The following is a 13,580-nucleotide window of genomic DNA, read 5'->3' as shown; positions in this document are numbered from 1 at the left end:
GCAATTCGTTTCGATCACGTAACCGATGAGTCATTGCGCCATCCGGCCGCGACGGCCGATCGGCACCCGCAAGACGACGTCGGTGCCGCCGGTGGGTACGGCGTGCATACCGAGCGAACCGTCGAGTTCGGCGGACACCAGCGTGCGGACGATCTGCAGGCCGAGGCTGTCGGACTTCTCCAGACTGAACCCCTCGGGGAGGCCGCGGCCGTCGTCGTGCACCACGACGTCGAGCCACCGCGAGGAGCGTTCGGCCCGGATGGTGACGCTCCCGTTGTCGGAGGTCGAGTCGTAGGCGTGCTCGATCGCGTTCTGCACCAGCTCGGTGATGACCATGACCAGCGCCGTGGCCCGATCGGCGTCCAGCACGCCCAGATCACCGACCCGGTTGATTCGCACGGGCCGGCCCACCGACGCGACGTCGTTCATGATCGGCACGATGCGGTCCACCACCTCGTCGAGGTTGACCTCCTCGTCCACCGACATCGACAGCGCGTCGTGCACCAGGGCGATCGACGACACCCGGCGCACCGATTCGATCAGCGCGTCGCGCCCCTCGGCGTTGTTGGTGCGGCGGGCCTGTAGGCGCAGCAGCGCGGCAACGGTCTGCAGGTTGTTCTTGACCCGGTGGTGAATCTCCCGGATGGTCGCGTCCTTGGACAGCAGCGCCCTGTCGCGCCGCTTGACCTCGGTGACGTCGCGGATCAGCACCGCCGCCCCCGCCGCCTCCCCGTCGAACACCAGCGGCAGCGTGCGCAGCAGCACCGCAGCTCCCCCGGCGTCGACCTCCATCCGCATGCTCGAGCCGCCCGAGAGGGAGTCGCGCACGTGGTTGGCCAGTTCCTGCGCCTCGAAGGGATCGGACATCAGCGGCCGGGTGACGGTGACGAGGTTGTGTCCCTCCAGTTCGGCGGTGAAGCCCATCCGGTGGTAAGCCGAGATCGCGTTCGGACTGGCGAAGCTGACCTCCCCACCGACGTCGAGCCGGATGAAACCGTCGCCGACGCGGGGGCTCGACCGGGACATGGCCAGGTCGCCAACGTTGGGAAAGGTGCCCTCGGACAGCATCCGCAGCAGATCCGCTGCGCAGTCGAGGTAGGCACGCTCCAACGGGCTGGCCTTTCGCCGGTCGACCAGCGCGGTCTGGTGCGTCAGCACGGCCACCACCTGTTGGCCGTGCCGGACCGGGACGGCCTCGACGTTGAGCCACCGGCCTTCGGGCGGCGAATCGGCTTGACCCGCATCGCTTTCCCGGCCGATGTGACCGGACTGGAAGGCCTCGACGACGACGGGCATGTCGCTCGCCGTGTTGACCGTGCCGACCGCGTCGGCCAGCAGCACCGTCGGTGCGGTGTTCGGCCGGACCTGCGCTACGCACACCAGCAAGCCATCGTCCTGGCGGACCCACATCAGGTAGTCGGCGAACGACAGATCAGCCAGCAGCTGCCACTCGCCCACTACGGCGTGCAGGTGATCGACGGCGCTGCCGGGCAACATGGTGTGCTCGGCGAGCAGATCACCGAGGGTTGACATGGCGGGTGCCCCGAGCGCCGGGTCCTAGCCGATGACGGCGATGAGATCGCCCGCTTGAATGACGTCGCCCACGGCTACGTTCACGGTGGTCACCGTGCCTGCGACCTCGGCGAGCACCGGAATCTCCATCTTCATGGACTCCAGGAGCACGAGGGTGTCCCCCTCGTCGATGTGGTCGCCTTCGCTCACCACGACCTCGAGAACACTGGCCACGATCTCGGCGCGAACATCCTCGACCATCTTCACCCCACTCGTCTCCTAGAGCCGCCTGTCACGACTGCACAGCGCGGTGCTTGCGTGGTCCATCGAACCACACGGGCGGGATTGGAATGCAGGGGCGCGAGCGTGAGACACTTACGAGCAAGCAATTGACTCATTGGAGGACCATCATGGCTAAGCGTGGCCGCAAGAAGCGTGACCGTAAGCACACCCAGGCCAACCACGGCAAGCGGCCCAACTGCGGTTCGAAGTCCGTCCGCTAGCCGCGGATGATGGTGGTGCGGCTGATCTCGACGCGCAGCCGCGCCCGCAGTGAATCCGGCGCCTTATCGCCACTGCACTTGGTGGCGATGAGGCGCTTCACGCGTTCCTCGACGCCGTACTGCCGAAGGCAGGTCGGGCATTCCTCGAGGTGATGACGCAGTTTGTCACGCGTCTCGGTGGTGCACTCGCCGTCGAGCAGAGTCCACACCTCGGCGATGACCGAAGCGCACTCTGGATGGTCGGGATCCACCGGCCCTACCGGCGGACGGAACGTGTGCCCCTCTGGGCGCGAGAACTCGTCGCTCACGGGGATACCTCCTCGGGCTCGTCGAGTGGCTGACCTCGCAGGAAGCCGCGGTCACGCGCAACATCGGCCAACAGATCACGGAGCTGTTTGCGTCCGCGGTGCAGTCGGGACATCACCGTCCCGATGGGAGTGCCCATGATCTCGGCGATCTCCTTGTAGGGGAATCCCTCGACGTCGGCGTAGTACACCGCCATCCGGAACTCCTCGGGCAGCGCCTGCAACGCTGCCTTGATCTCGGTGTCGGGCAAGGCCTCCATCGCCTCGACCTCCGCGGAGCGCAGACCCGTCGACGAGTGCTGCGCGTTGGCCGCGAGCTGCCAGTCGGTGATCTCGTCGGTGGGGTACTCCGCGGGCTGGCGTTGCTTCTTGCGGTAGCTGTTGATGTAGGTGTTCGTCAGGATCCGGTACAGCCACGCCTTGAGGTTGGTCCCCGCGCGGAACGAACGGAAACCGGCGTACGCCTTGACCATCGTTTCCTGCAGCAGGTCCTCGGCGTCGGCTGGATTGCGGGTCATGCGAAGCGCACCGCCGTACAGCTGATCGAGCAGCGGGATCGCGTCGCGCTCGAACCGCGCCGTCAACTCGGCGTCGGTTTCGATCACGGGCTCGTCGGCCGTCGCGGGTGCTGCCCCGTCGAGATCGGTCATCTGGATCGACACCGTCCCTTCTCTCGCGGCACCGTCGAACGCGGCCGGCAAATCGGCCGGACGTTCCAGGCAGAGCGTTGGCACCGAGGTGTCTCCTTCCGATGATCCTAATGCGTGATCCCGACATGGTCGCCCTTCGGCGGCCGTACCACCCCAACAACAGCGCGCGTACGCGGGGTTGTTCCCCGGACCGCCGCCGCTATGGTGAGCCGATGGCGCGCGCAGCAACCCCGGCAATCGCCGCGCTGCTGACCGCGGGCGTCCCGCACGAGGTGCTGCGCTACCACCACGATCCCCGCGCCGAATCCTTCGGTGACGAGGCCGTCGCGCAGCTCGCCGAGAGCGCGGGTGTCTCCCCCGAACAGGTCTTCAAGACCCTGGTGATCGCTGTGCCAACGGGCCTGGCCGTCGCGGTGCTTCCGGTGCCCTACAAGTTGTCGCTCAAGGCCGCCGCCGCGGCATTGGGGGCCGCGCGAGCCGAGATGGCCGACCCCGCCGCGGCCGAGCGGTCGACGGGATACGTCGTCGGCGGCATCTCGCCGCTCGGCCAGCGCAAGCCGCTGTCGACCGTCGTCGACGACTCCGTCCTAGCCTGGGACCGGGTGCTCTGCAGCGCCGGCAAGCGTGGCCTGCAGGTGGCGCTGGCCCCCGCCGATCTGGTCGGTCTGACCGGGGCCGTGACCGCCGACATCCTGGCCCCCTAGGGTGAGCTCATGGCCACATCTTCGTTGTCCGGACGGACCCTCTTCATCTCTGGTGCCAGCCGCGGTATTGGGCTGGCCATCGCCAAGCGGGTCGCCGCGGACGGCGCCAACGTCGCCCTGATCGCCAAGACCGCCGAACCGCATCCCAAGCTCGAGGGCACGATCTACACCGCAGCCAAGGAGATCGAGGATGCCGGCGGCCAGGCGTTGCCGATCCTCGGCGACGTGCGCGACGGCGACTCGGTGCAGTCCGCGGTCGCGCAGGCGGTCGAACAGTTCGGCGGCATCGACATCTGCGTGAACAACGCCTCGGCGATCAACCTCGGGTCCATCACCGAGGTGCCGCTCAAGCGCTTCGACCTCATGAACGGCATCAACGTCCGCGGCACCTACGCGGTGTCGCAGGCCTGCATTCCGCACATGAAGGGACGTCCCAACCCCCACATCCTGACGCTGTCGCCGCCGATCCTGCTGGAGTCGAAGTGGCTCAAGCCGACCGCCTACATGATGGCCAAGTACGGCATGACGCTGTGCGGGCTGGGCATGGCCGAGGAGCTGCGGGCCGACGGCATCGCCTCGAACACGCTGTGGCCGCGGACCCTGGTCGCCACCGCCGCGGTGCAGAACCTGCTGGGTGGCGAGGAGGCGATGGGGCGCGCCCGCAAGCCCGAGGTCTACGCCGACGCCGCCTACGTGATCTTCACCAAGCCGGCCACCGAGTACACCGGCAACGCCGTGCTGTGCGAGGACGTCCTGGTGGACTCCGGGGTCACCGACCTGTCGGTTTACGACTGCGTGCCCGGCTCGGAACTCGGCCTCGACCTGTGGGTGGAGACCCCGAACCCGCCCGGGTACACCGGCCCCTAGAGCAGCGTCGCCTGCTCGGGCTGCGGTTCGGCCGGCTCGATGAGTTCGGGTCCGTTGTTGCGGACACTGTTGACCAGCCGGGACACCTCGCGGATCGCGATGCGATCGAGGTCGCCGTGCCCACGCAGCAGGCCCTCGTCGATCGGCGCGTCGGGGTCCAGCCAGTGGTCCCAGTCCCGTTCGCTGATGGTCAGCGGCATCCGGTCGTGGATCTCGGCCAAGGGACCGGCCGACTCCGTCGTGATGATGGTGCAGCTGAGCAGTGGTGGCGCGTCCCGCGCCGCGTCCTTGGGCCGCCAGGTGGACCAGAGGCCCGCCATGAACAGCAGTTCGCCGTCGGCGCCATACATGTAGAACGGCGTCTTGGCGGCCTTCTTGCCGCCGGTGCCCTCACCGTTCGGCCGCCACTCGTACCAGCCGTCCATCGGCACCAGGCAACGCTTGCCCTTGGCGGAGGTGCGGAACGCCGCCGAGGTGGTGACGGTCTCTGCGCGGGCGTTGATCAGCAGCGGCCCCTTGGTGTCCGGGCCGCCGTCGGGCGCCGTCTTGGCCCACGATGGGACAAGCCCCCACCGCATGGTCCGCACGCGTCGGGTCGACTCGTCGTCGGGCTCGTCGTGGCGCTTGACCACCGAGGTGATGTCAGTGGTCGGCGCGACGTTGTAGTTGGGTTGCGGCGGACCACCGTTACCGGTCGCCGCCGCGCTCTCGTCGAGCGCCTTGATCTTCTCGGCGAGCAGGGCCGGATCGGTCGTCACCGCGAATCGCCCACACATGTGTCCCATGGTTGCAGAACATGCCGACAAGGCAGGATGGACGCCATGACCGCACGCACGCGCGACGAGCACGCAGGCAGGTGGCCGGCCCCGTCCACCACCACGCCCATCCACGCCGCCGTCGACGTGCCCGGATCCAAGTCGCAGACCAACCGTGCGCTGGTCCTGGCCGCATTGGCCACGCGGCAGGGCACGTCCACGATCAGCGGCGCGCTGCGCAGTCGCGACACCGACCTGATGATCGGTGCGCTGCAGACTCTCGGGGTCTCGATCGAGGGCGCGGGCACCGACTTGTCGGTCGGCGGCGCGATCTCCCCCGGTACGGATGCGCACGTCGACTGCGGCCTGGCGGGCACCGTTCTGCGGTTCGTTCCGCCCGTGGCCGCGCTGGGCACCGAGGTCGTCACCTTCGACGGTGACGAGCAGGCCCGGGCTCGTCCGATCGCGCCCCTGCTGGACGCGCTTCGCAGCCTCGGCGTGCAGCTCGACGGGGACGCGATGCCGTTCCGGGTGCACGGCAAGGGTTCGGTGGCCGGCGGCACGGTGCGCGTCGATGCGTCGGCGTCGTCTCAGTTCGTCTCCGGGCTGCTGCTGTCGGGTGCCACCTTCGACGACGGGCTCACCGTGGTGCACACCGGCGAGTCGGTGCCGTCCGCTCCCCACGTGGCGATGACCGTGTCGATGCTGCGCGATGCCGGCGTGCCAGTCGACGACGGCACCCCCAACCGCTGGACGGTGCGACCAGGACCGATCGCCGCGCGGCACTGGGCGATCGAACCCGACTTGTCGAACTCGGTGCCGTTCTTGGCGGCCGCCCTGGTGACCGCCGGCACGGTGCGCATCACGGGCTGGCCGCGCGACAGCGTGCAACCGGCGCACACCATCCTCGACCTGCTCGCCAAGGCGGGTGCGACGGTGCAGCAGGGCGACGCACACCTCGACGTGACCGGTGCGATCGGCTTCGGGGGCTTCGACGCCGACCTGCACGAGGTTGGCGAGCTGGCACCATCGATCGCCGCGATCGCCGCCCTGGCCGACCCGGGATCGGTCTCACACCTCACCGGCATCGCGCACCTGCGCGGCCACGAAACCGACCGCTTGGCGGCGCTGAGCGCCGAGATCACCGGCCTCGGTGGCCACTGCGAGGAGACCGCCGACGGGCTGACCATCACGGCCGCTCCCCTACGCGGCGGCGTGTGGCGGTCCTACGCCGATCACCGGATGGCCACGGCCGGCGCGATCATCGGGTTGCGCACGGCCGGCGTCGAGGTCGAGGACATCGGCACCACCGCCAAGACGCTGCCCGACTTTCCGCAGATGTGGATGGACATGCTGGCCGGGCAGGTGCCCGAAATCCGTTGAGCCAGTACGACTACGACGAGTCCGACGTCCGGGTCCGCCCTGGTCGGGGTTCGCGACCGCGCACCAAGACCCGTCCCGAGCACCGGGATGCGCGTGCCGCGATGGTCGTCACCGTCGATCGCGGCCGGTGGGGATGCGCACTCGGCGGCGATCCACACCGCGTCGTCACCGCGATGCGGGCGAGGGAACTGGGCCGCACCCCGATCGTCGTCGGTGACGAAGTCGACGTCGTCGGCGACCTGTCCGGGCAACCGGACACCCTTGCCAGGATCGTTCGGCGTGGTGAACGACGAACCGTGTTGCGCCGCACGGCCGATGACACCGATCCGACCGAACGCGTCCTGGTCGCCAACGCCGACCAACTGCTGATCGTCGTCGCCTTGGCCGACCCTCCGCCGCGCACGGGATTCGTCGAACGGTCCCTGATCGCAGCGTACGTGGGCGGGCTCGAACCCATCCTGTGCCTGACCAAGACCGACCTGGCCCCGCCCGAACCATTTGCCGCCCAGTTCGCCGGACTGGACCTCACCGTGGTCACCGCGGGCCGCAACGACGACCTCGCCGCGGTCGAGGAATTGCTGGTCGACAAGACCACGGTGCTCGTCGGCCACTCCGGGGTCGGCAAGTCCACGATGGTGAATCGCCTCGTCCCCGAAGCACGTCGCGCCGTCGGCGTGGTGTCCGGCGTGGGCAAGGGCAGGCACACGTCCACCCAGTCGGTGGCCCTGCCGTTGAAGGGATCCGGATGGGTGATCGACACTCCAGGCATCCGCTCGTTCGGGCTGGCCCACGTCACCCCCAACGACGTCATGCAGGCATTCTCGGATCTCGCCGAGGCCATCGAGGACTGTCCGCGGGGGTGCGGCCACCTCGGCCCGCCGTCGGATCCCGACTGCGCACTCGACCAGCTGACGGGCCACGCCGCCGATCGAGTGGCTGCCACGCGCCGTCTGCTGGCTGCGATGGCGGCGGACTAGCGCGTGGACGTCCTGGATTTGCATCTGCCGCAGGCATTCTCGGAGCTTCGTCGAGCACTCGCCGATGGTGGCGTCGAGACCACCTTCCAGGCCTTCGTCCTCGCACGCAAGCGCGCGGGTCGCTAGTCTGAGACGGCCATGACTCCGGTACCCGAGATCACGCTGAACGACGGCGCACGCATACCCCAGCTCGGATTCGGGGTGTACAAGGTCGCACCCGACGAGACCGCGGTCGCCGTCCGGACCGCACTCGAAGTCGGGTACCGCCACCTCGACACGGCCGCGATGTACCACAACGAGGAGGGCGTGGGGCGGGGCTTGCGGGATGCCGGCATCGACCGGCGCGACGTCTTCATCACCAGCAAGCTCGACAACGGATTCCACGAACCCGACGCTGCGCGAAGGGCATTCGACGACACGCTCACCGCCATTGGGTCGAACTACGTCGATCTATATCTCATCCATTGGCCCCTGCCGACCCGCTACGGCGGTGACTTCGTCTCGACCTGGCAGACCCTCGAGGAGTTCGCCGCCGACGGTCGCGCACGCAGCATCGGAGTGTCGAACTTCCACGTCCCGCATCTTCGGCGACTTGCCGCCGAGACCGCTACCGTGCCCGCCGTCAACCAGGTCGAGGCACACCCGTTCTTCACCAACGCCACCGTCCGGGACTACTGCACGCACAACGGCATTGCGTTTCAGGCCTGGTCGCCGCTGGCCAGGGGCAAGGTGCTGGGCGACCCGGTGATCCAGCGGATGGCCGAGGTGATCGGCAGGTCCCCCGCCCAGGTGGTGCTGCGCTGGCATCTGCAGCGAGGCGACATCGTGTTTCCGAAGTCGGTGTCCCCGCAACGCATCGCCGAGAACTTCGCGGTGTTCGACTTCGTGCTCAGCGCCGATGACGTGGCCTTGATCGATGCTCTCGACCAGGGTGCCTCCGGCCGTGTCGGATCCAACCCCGACACCTTCGACGTCATCACGCGCTAACTGTTTGCATCCATGCCGGAACGGGCACGCTCCAGCCGGGCAGATTGCCAAAGGAGGCACCTTCATGACGAACGTTCCAACGATCGAACTCAGCACTGGCGCACACATTCCGCAGCTCGGCTTCGGGGTCTATCAGATCGATCCCGACGAGACGGCGGGTGCGGTCAAGACCGCTCTGGACATCGGCTACCGGCATATCGACACCGCCGAGATGTATCAGAACGAGGCGGGTGTCGGTCAGGGCATCCGAGATTCCGGGATCGACCGCGCAGACGTGTTCGTCACCAGCAAGCTCAACAATGGTTTCCACGAGCCCGACGCCGCGCGAAGGGCTTTCGACGAGACGCTGAGCAAGCTCGGCTTCGACTACGTCGACCTGTTCCTGATCCACTGGCCGCTACCCACCCTCTACCGTGGCGACTTCCCGTCGACGTGGAAGACGCTCGAGGAATTCCGGCGCGACGGCCGGGCCCGCAGCATCGGCGTCTCGAACTTCCAGACGCACCATCTCGAACGCCTCGCCAACGAGACCGACACCGTACCCGCGGTCAACCAGATCGAAGTGCACCCCTACTTCGTCAACGAAGAGGTTCGGGCGTACTGCGGTGAGCACGGAATCGCCGTCGAGGCATGGTCGCCGATCGCCCAGGGCAAGGTGCTCGACGACCCCGTGGTGACGGGCATCGCGGAGGCGACGGGCAAGACCCCCGCGCAGGTGGTGCTGCGATGGCACATCCAGCGCGGCGACATCGTGTTCCCGAAGTCGGTGACCCCCAAGCGAATCGAAGAGAACTTCGCGCTGTTCGACTTCGAGTTGAGCCAACACGACGTCGATGCACTGACGGCGCTGGACAAGGGCGAGGACGGTCGCACGGGCCCCAACCCGGACACCTTCGACTACATCCCCGACTAGTACCAGTCACCTCCGCCGACGACTGCGGGGAGGGCGCACCTGGCGCCCTCCCCGCAGTCTCGTGTCGAGAGGTCAGACCGCGACGCGGCCCTTCTGCCGACGCCGGGCCCGGACTGCAGCGATGGCCGACCTGAGCCCGCTGCGCTCGCTGGGCTCCAACTCGTCGAACATCCGCTCGCTGCGCGTCTCGGGCGCATCGTCGCGGGTGTCCTTCAGGTACTTGTCCGGCAACGACAGCTTGGCGATGGTCCGCCAGGTCTTGCCGTACTGGACCGCGAAGTTGCCCGTCGTGTATGGCAGGTCGTACTTCTCGCACACCTCGCGCACCCGAACGCCGATCTCGTGCAGACGATTGCTCGGCAGGTCCGGGTACAGGTGATGCTCGATCTGGTGGCAGAGGTTGCCGCTCATGAAGCGAAGCGCGGGACCCGCCTCGAAGTTGGCACTGCCGAGCATCTGGCGCAGATACCACTGCCCCTTGCTCTCACCCACCATGTCGGTCTTGGTGAACTTCTCGGCGCCGTCGGGGAAGTGCCCACAGAAGATCACCGCATTGGCCCAGACGTTGCGGATCACGTTGGCGACCGCATTGGCCTTCACGGTGGACTTGAACGAGGCGCCCGGCGACAACGACGTCAGCGCCGGGTAGGCGACGTAGTCCTTGATCACCTGGTGACCGGCCTTCACACCGAATTCGCGCACGCGCTCCATCGTGGCCTTGCGATCGTCGCGCCCCTTGAAGATCTTGCCGAGCTCCAGGTGCTGCAGCCCGACGCCCCATTCGAAGCCGATGGCGAGCAGCGTGTTGAAGAGCAGGTTGCCGTAGAGGTTGAACGGCTTCCACTTGGCGTCGCGGGTGACGCGGATGACGCCGTAGCCGACGTCGTCGTCCATCCCCAGGATGTTCGTGTACTTGTGATGCATGAAGTTGTGAGTGAACCGCCAGTGCTTGGACGACCCGCTCATGTCCCACTCCCACGTCGTGGAGTGGATCTCGGGATCGTTCATCCAGTCCCACTGGCCGTGCATGACGTTGTGGCCGATCTCCATGTTCTCGATGATCTTGGCCACACCCAGGGTTGCCGTGCCAGCCCACCACGCCGAACGTCGCGAGCCTGCGGCCAGCATGAGCCGGCCTGCCACCTCGAGCGCGCGCTGAGCGGCGATGGTGCGGCGGATGTACTTGGAGTCACGCTCTCCGCGGGAGTCCTCGATGTCCGTGCGGATCGCATCCAGCTCGTGCGCCAGATTCTCGATGTCCGTCTCGGTCAGATGGGCGAATGCCGGTACGTCTGTGATTGCCATCGGTCAGCCTCCTTTCGTTACCTACGATACGGTAACCTACGACAGCGTAGGTTACTAGCCAGTAAACCTCAGACGTCCAGGACGCAATCGCCGGAAGCTGCGGAAATGCAGGTCTGCACCCGGGTGCCGGGTTCGTGTTCGGCCCCCGTTCGCAGATCCCTGACGTGCCCGTCGACCAGCCCCACGACGCAGGACTGGCAGATGCCCATCCGGCATCCGAAGGGCATCTGGATGCCGACTTGCTCGCCGGCGTCCATCAGCGACGTCGCGGCGTCGGCCACCACGGTCTTGCCGCTGCGTTCGAAGGTGACGGTGCCGCCAGTGCCATGCGCGGCGGCCCGAGACGCGGCGAACCGCTCGAGATGCAGCCGCTCGGGGATGCCGGCCTCGGACCACGACCGCTGCGCGTCGTCGAGCATGCCCTCGGGACCACAGGCCCAGGTCTGGCGATCCCGCCAGTCCGGCACGATCTCGGCCAGCTTCGACAGATCGAGCCGGCCCTGGGTCCGCGTCGCGCGGACGGTCAGCCGATAGCCCTCGTGCGCTTCGTGCAGCCGTGCCAATTCCTGGGCGAACATGACGTCGGATTCGGTGGGCGCCGAGTGCACGTGGACGACGTGGCCAGGCCCGCCGATGCCATTGCGTCGGGCCAGGGTGCGCAGCATCGACATGACGGGCGTGATCCCGGAACCCGCCGTCAGGAACAGCACCGAGGCGGGCGCGGGATCGGGCAAGACGAAGTTCCCCTGCGGGGCAGCCAGCCGCACGATCGTGCCCGGCGTGACGCCGCCGACCAGGTGGCTGGACAGGAAGCCCTCCGGCATGGCCTTGACGGTGATGGCGATCGTCTTGTCGCGGCGGGACCGACCCGCGGGCGCCGACGTCAGCGAGTACGACCGCCACCGCCACCGTCCGTCGACGAGCACCCCGATGCCGACGTACTGCCCGGGTTCGTAGTCGAAGTGAAATCCCCACCCCGGCTTGATCACCAACGTGGCCGAGTCCACCGTCTCGCGCCGGACCTCCACCACACGGCCGCGCAGCTCACGCGCCGACCACAGCGGGTTGGCCAGTTTGAGGTAGTCGTCGGGCAGCAGCGGCGTCGTGATGCGTCCGGCCACCGTCCGCAGCGCGCGCCAACCCGGATGACCGCCGCCCGCCGGCGTTGGGCGGACGGTGTCAGCCACCTTGGCCGCGATCTTGACTTCGTTCTTGGCCACCACGGCTCCTGCTCGCCTTGCCCACGTGTCGCATTTCGACCCAGCGACACCAACTTACGGTACCGAAACTTACGGCGCCGTATCTAGGCCTCAGAGCAGTTCCAAGAGAAACGGCAGCTCTTGCGCGGCGTACCACGCAAGGTCGTGATCTTGAGCGTCTCCGACGGTGAGTTCGGCGTCCTCGTCACCCAGGTCGGCGAGGTCGACCACCTCGACCGCCTCGGCGATCAGCGGTTCCGCCGACGCGGTGTCCACGTAGGCCGCGATCACGTCGTCGATGCCGACGGGCCCCGCCAGACGCACCACGGCGTCGTCGAGATCGGGCCGCAACGTGGCGCCCTCCACGTCGGCGATCAACACCGCGCGCCGCAGTGGCAGCCCGCCGCCGGCGCCCTCGTCCTCCGCCCCCGCACCGCCCTCCGCGGCGAGCAGGCGCAGCGATGCCAGCGCGGCCTCCCGCAAGGCGACCTCGGCAAGTTCGTCCTCGTCGCCCTCCGCGTAGGCCTCCCGCAGCGTCGGGGTGACGGCGAACGCCGTCCCGCTGAGGGCGTGCATCGACCGATCGGCGACGAGACGCTGCAGCATGGCGAGGGTCGCTGGAATGTAGACACGCACCAGGCGAGGGTAGCGGGCTATTCGCGGTCGCCCATCAACGTCGCCACGTGGTCGTCGACGTAGGTAGACAGTGAGCGCGGCGGGCGCTCGTAGGTGTTGCTCAAGATGGGCCGGTCCGGCAACTCCACCTTCGGCAGCTCCACCTCGTGATAGTCGATGGTGGAGAGCAGGTGGCTCATCATGTTCAGCCGCGCATGCTTCTTGATGTCGGACTCCACGACGTACCAGGGGCTCTGCGGCACGTCGGTGTGCACCATCATCTGGTCCTTGGCCCGCGAGTAGTCCTCCCACCGGTAGACCGACTCCAGATCCATCGGACTCAGCTTCCACTGCCGCACCGGATCATTCATGCGCGACTTGAACCGGCGCAACTGTTCGTCGTCGGACACCGAGAACCAATACTTGCGCAGCAGGATGCCGTCCTCGAGCAGCATCTGCTCGAACACCGGGGTCTGCCGCAGGAACAACGTATGTTCTTGTGCCGTGCAGAAACCCATGACCTGTTCGACACCGGCCCGGTTGTACCAGGACCGGTCGAACAGGACGATCTCGCCCTTGGCGGGCAGGTGCGCGATGTAGCGCTGGTAGTACCACTGGCCGCGCTCACGGTCGGTCGGCGCGGGCAACGCGGCGATTCGCGCGACGCGTGGACTCAGATATTCGGTGATGCGCTTGATGGTGCCGCCCTTGCCCGCGGCGTCGCGACCCTCGAAGACCACCGCGATCCGGGCCCCGGTGTGTCGCGTCCATTCTTGAAGCTTGACGAATTCCGTTTGAAGACGGAATAATTCGGCTTCGTAGACCGCGTTGGAGATCTTGGCCGGCTTGGACTTCTTCGACGCCTTGGCGGACTTGCTCTTGCTCATCGCCGAATCTTAGCGACA

At 67.5% G+C, this 13,580-nt stretch carries 17 protein-coding genes; 8 read left to right on the top strand and 9 right to left on the bottom strand.

Features of this window, described 5'->3' with window-relative positions; translation table 11 throughout:
* Positions 1 to 30: 30 nt before the first annotated feature.
* Both SBI80_RS03445 and SBI80_RS03440 read right to left on the bottom strand, forming a co-directional pair.
* The gene (locus SBI80_RS03445; RefSeq protein ID WP_318973007.1) at positions 31 to 1,533 is read right to left on the bottom strand and encodes a two-component system sensor histidine kinase PdtaS; all 1,503 of its coding nucleotides are present in this window, start codon (positions 1,531 to 1,533) and stop codon (positions 31 to 33) included.
* A 24-nt stretch (positions 1,534 to 1,557) separates the two neighbouring features.
* Positions 1,558 to 1,773, bottom strand: a complete 216-nt coding sequence (locus SBI80_RS03440) for a biotin/lipoyl-binding carrier protein (RefSeq protein ID WP_318973669.1) — start codon at positions 1,771 to 1,773, stop codon at positions 1,558 to 1,560.
* Positions 1,774 to 1,922: 149 nt separating this feature from the next.
* Between SBI80_RS03440 and SBI80_RS28200 the strand changes: the two genes are divergently transcribed.
* The gene (locus SBI80_RS28200) at positions 1,923 to 2,015 is read left to right on the top strand and encodes a 50S ribosomal protein bL37 (RefSeq protein WP_413232621.1); all 93 of its coding nucleotides are present in this window, start codon (positions 1,923 to 1,925) and stop codon (positions 2,013 to 2,015) included.
* Here SBI80_RS28200 and rsrA read toward each other — a convergent pair.
* Both rsrA and SBI80_RS03430 read right to left on the bottom strand, forming a co-directional pair.
* Positions 2,012 to 2,323, bottom strand: a complete 312-nt coding sequence (rsrA, locus tag SBI80_RS03435) for a mycothiol system anti-sigma-R factor (protein ID WP_318973006.1) — start codon at positions 2,321 to 2,323, stop codon at positions 2,012 to 2,014. The genes SBI80_RS28200 and rsrA overlap by 4 nt on opposite strands.
* Entirely contained in the window at positions 2,320 to 2,970 is a 651-nt protein-coding gene (locus tag SBI80_RS03430; protein ID WP_318973668.1) for a sigma-70 family RNA polymerase sigma factor, read from the bottom strand. Before SBI80_RS03430 ends, rsrA begins: the two co-directional genes overlap by 4 nt.
* A 212-nt stretch (positions 2,971 to 3,182) precedes the next feature.
* Between SBI80_RS03430 and SBI80_RS03425 the strand changes: the two genes are divergently transcribed.
* Positions 3,183 to 3,674, top strand: coding sequence for an aminoacyl-tRNA deacylase (locus SBI80_RS03425; protein WP_318973005.1), 492 nt, complete (start codon positions 3,183 to 3,185; stop codon positions 3,672 to 3,674).
* Between the two features lie 9 nt (positions 3,675 to 3,683).
* On the top strand, positions 3,684 to 4,541 hold the full coding sequence (locus tag SBI80_RS03420) for an SDR family oxidoreductase (protein WP_318973004.1): 858 nt from the start codon (positions 3,684 to 3,686) through the stop codon (positions 4,539 to 4,541).
* On the opposite strand, the gene SBI80_RS03415 is transcribed toward SBI80_RS03420, so the two are convergent.
* Entirely contained in the window at positions 4,538 to 5,317 is a 780-nt protein-coding gene (locus tag SBI80_RS03415) for an SOS response-associated peptidase (protein ID WP_318973003.1), read from the bottom strand. The genes SBI80_RS03420 and SBI80_RS03415 overlap by 4 nt on opposite strands.
* Before the next feature lie 45 nt (positions 5,318 to 5,362).
* Between SBI80_RS03415 and aroA the strand changes: the two genes are divergently transcribed.
* From aroA to SBI80_RS03390, 5 genes are all read left to right on the top strand, one after another.
* Positions 5,363 to 6,679, top strand: a complete 1,317-nt coding sequence (aroA, locus tag SBI80_RS03410) for a 3-phosphoshikimate 1-carboxyvinyltransferase (protein ID WP_318973002.1) — start codon at positions 5,363 to 5,365, stop codon at positions 6,677 to 6,679.
* Entirely contained in the window at positions 6,676 to 7,656 is a 981-nt protein-coding gene (rsgA, locus tag SBI80_RS03405) for a ribosome small subunit-dependent GTPase A (protein ID WP_318973001.1), read from the top strand. Before aroA ends, rsgA begins: the two co-directional genes overlap by 4 nt.
* Before the next feature lie 3 nt (positions 7,657 to 7,659).
* Positions 7,660 to 7,782, top strand: coding sequence for a hypothetical protein (locus SBI80_RS03400; RefSeq protein WP_318973000.1), 123 nt, complete (start codon positions 7,660 to 7,662; stop codon positions 7,780 to 7,782).
* Positions 7,783 to 7,794: 12 nt separating this feature from the next.
* Positions 7,795 to 8,643, top strand: coding sequence for an aldo/keto reductase (locus tag SBI80_RS03395; protein WP_318972999.1), 849 nt, complete (start codon positions 7,795 to 7,797; stop codon positions 8,641 to 8,643).
* A gap of 64 nt (positions 8,644 to 8,707) precedes the next feature.
* Entirely contained in the window at positions 8,708 to 9,556 is an 849-nt protein-coding gene (locus SBI80_RS03390; protein ID WP_318972998.1) for an aldo/keto reductase, read from the top strand.
* 72 nt (positions 9,557 to 9,628) lie between these two features.
* On the opposite strand, the gene SBI80_RS03385 is transcribed toward SBI80_RS03390, so the two are convergent.
* The 4 genes from SBI80_RS03385 to ppk2 form a co-directional block, all read right to left on the bottom strand.
* Complete coding sequence (locus SBI80_RS03385) at positions 9,629 to 10,861, bottom strand: fatty acid desaturase family protein (protein WP_318972997.1); 1,233 nt, start codon at positions 10,859 to 10,861, stop codon at positions 9,629 to 9,631.
* A 68-nt stretch (positions 10,862 to 10,929) separates the two neighbouring features.
* A complete protein-coding gene (locus SBI80_RS03380) occupies positions 10,930 to 12,081 on the bottom strand; it encodes a ferredoxin reductase (RefSeq protein WP_318972996.1) in 1,152 nt (383 codons plus the stop codon).
* Between the two features lie 90 nt (positions 12,082 to 12,171).
* Entirely contained in the window at positions 12,172 to 12,699 is a 528-nt protein-coding gene (locus SBI80_RS03375; RefSeq protein WP_318973667.1) for a DUF6912 family protein, read from the bottom strand.
* A 14-nt stretch (positions 12,700 to 12,713) separates the two neighbouring features.
* Complete coding sequence (gene ppk2, locus SBI80_RS03370; RefSeq protein ID WP_318972995.1) at positions 12,714 to 13,562, bottom strand: polyphosphate kinase 2; 849 nt, start codon at positions 13,560 to 13,562, stop codon at positions 12,714 to 12,716.
* Positions 13,563 to 13,580 lie beyond the last annotated feature (18 nt).

This window comes from Mycolicibacterium sichuanense (genome assembly GCF_033741125.1).
In the GTDB taxonomy this organism is placed as follows: Bacteria; Actinomycetota; Actinomycetes; order Mycobacteriales; family Mycobacteriaceae; genus Mycobacterium.
This window is presented reverse-complemented; position numbering and strand designations above follow the sequence as displayed.

Excerpts from the sequence above, each read along its gene's own strand:
- aroA (WP_318973002.1), top strand. The coding sequence starts at position 5,363 with ATGACCGCACGCACGCGCGACGAGCACGCAGGCAGGTGGCCGGCCCCG.
- SBI80_RS03385 (WP_318972997.1), bottom strand. The coding sequence starts at position 10,861 with ATGGCAATCACAGACGTACCGGCATTCGCCCATCTGACCGAGACGGAC.
- SBI80_RS03445 (WP_318973007.1), bottom strand. The coding sequence starts at position 1,533 with ATGTCAACCCTCGGTGATCTGCTCGCCGAGCACACCATGTTGCCCGGC.
- SBI80_RS28200 (WP_413232621.1), top strand. The coding sequence starts at position 1,923 with ATGGCTAAGCGTGGCCGCAAGAAGCGTGACCGTAAGCACACCCAGGCC.
- SBI80_RS03425 (WP_318973005.1), top strand. The coding sequence starts at position 3,183 with ATGGCGCGCGCAGCAACCCCGGCAATCGCCGCGCTGCTGACCGCGGGC.
- SBI80_RS03430 (WP_318973668.1), bottom strand. The coding sequence starts at position 2,970 with ATGACCGATCTCGACGGGGCAGCACCCGCGACGGCCGACGAGCCCGTG.
- SBI80_RS03395 (WP_318972999.1), top strand. The coding sequence starts at position 7,795 with ATGACTCCGGTACCCGAGATCACGCTGAACGACGGCGCACGCATACCC.
- SBI80_RS03420 (WP_318973004.1), top strand. The coding sequence starts at position 3,684 with ATGGCCACATCTTCGTTGTCCGGACGGACCCTCTTCATCTCTGGTGCC.
- SBI80_RS03390 (WP_318972998.1), top strand. The coding sequence starts at position 8,708 with ATGACGAACGTTCCAACGATCGAACTCAGCACTGGCGCACACATTCCG.
- SBI80_RS03415 (WP_318973003.1), bottom strand. The coding sequence starts at position 5,317 with ATGTGTGGGCGATTCGCGGTGACGACCGATCCGGCCCTGCTCGCCGAG.
- SBI80_RS03440 (WP_318973669.1), bottom strand. The coding sequence starts at position 1,773 with ATGGTCGAGGATGTTCGCGCCGAGATCGTGGCCAGTGTTCTCGAGGTC.
- ppk2 (WP_318972995.1), bottom strand. The coding sequence starts at position 13,562 with ATGAGCAAGAGCAAGTCCGCCAAGGCGTCGAAGAAGTCCAAGCCGGCC.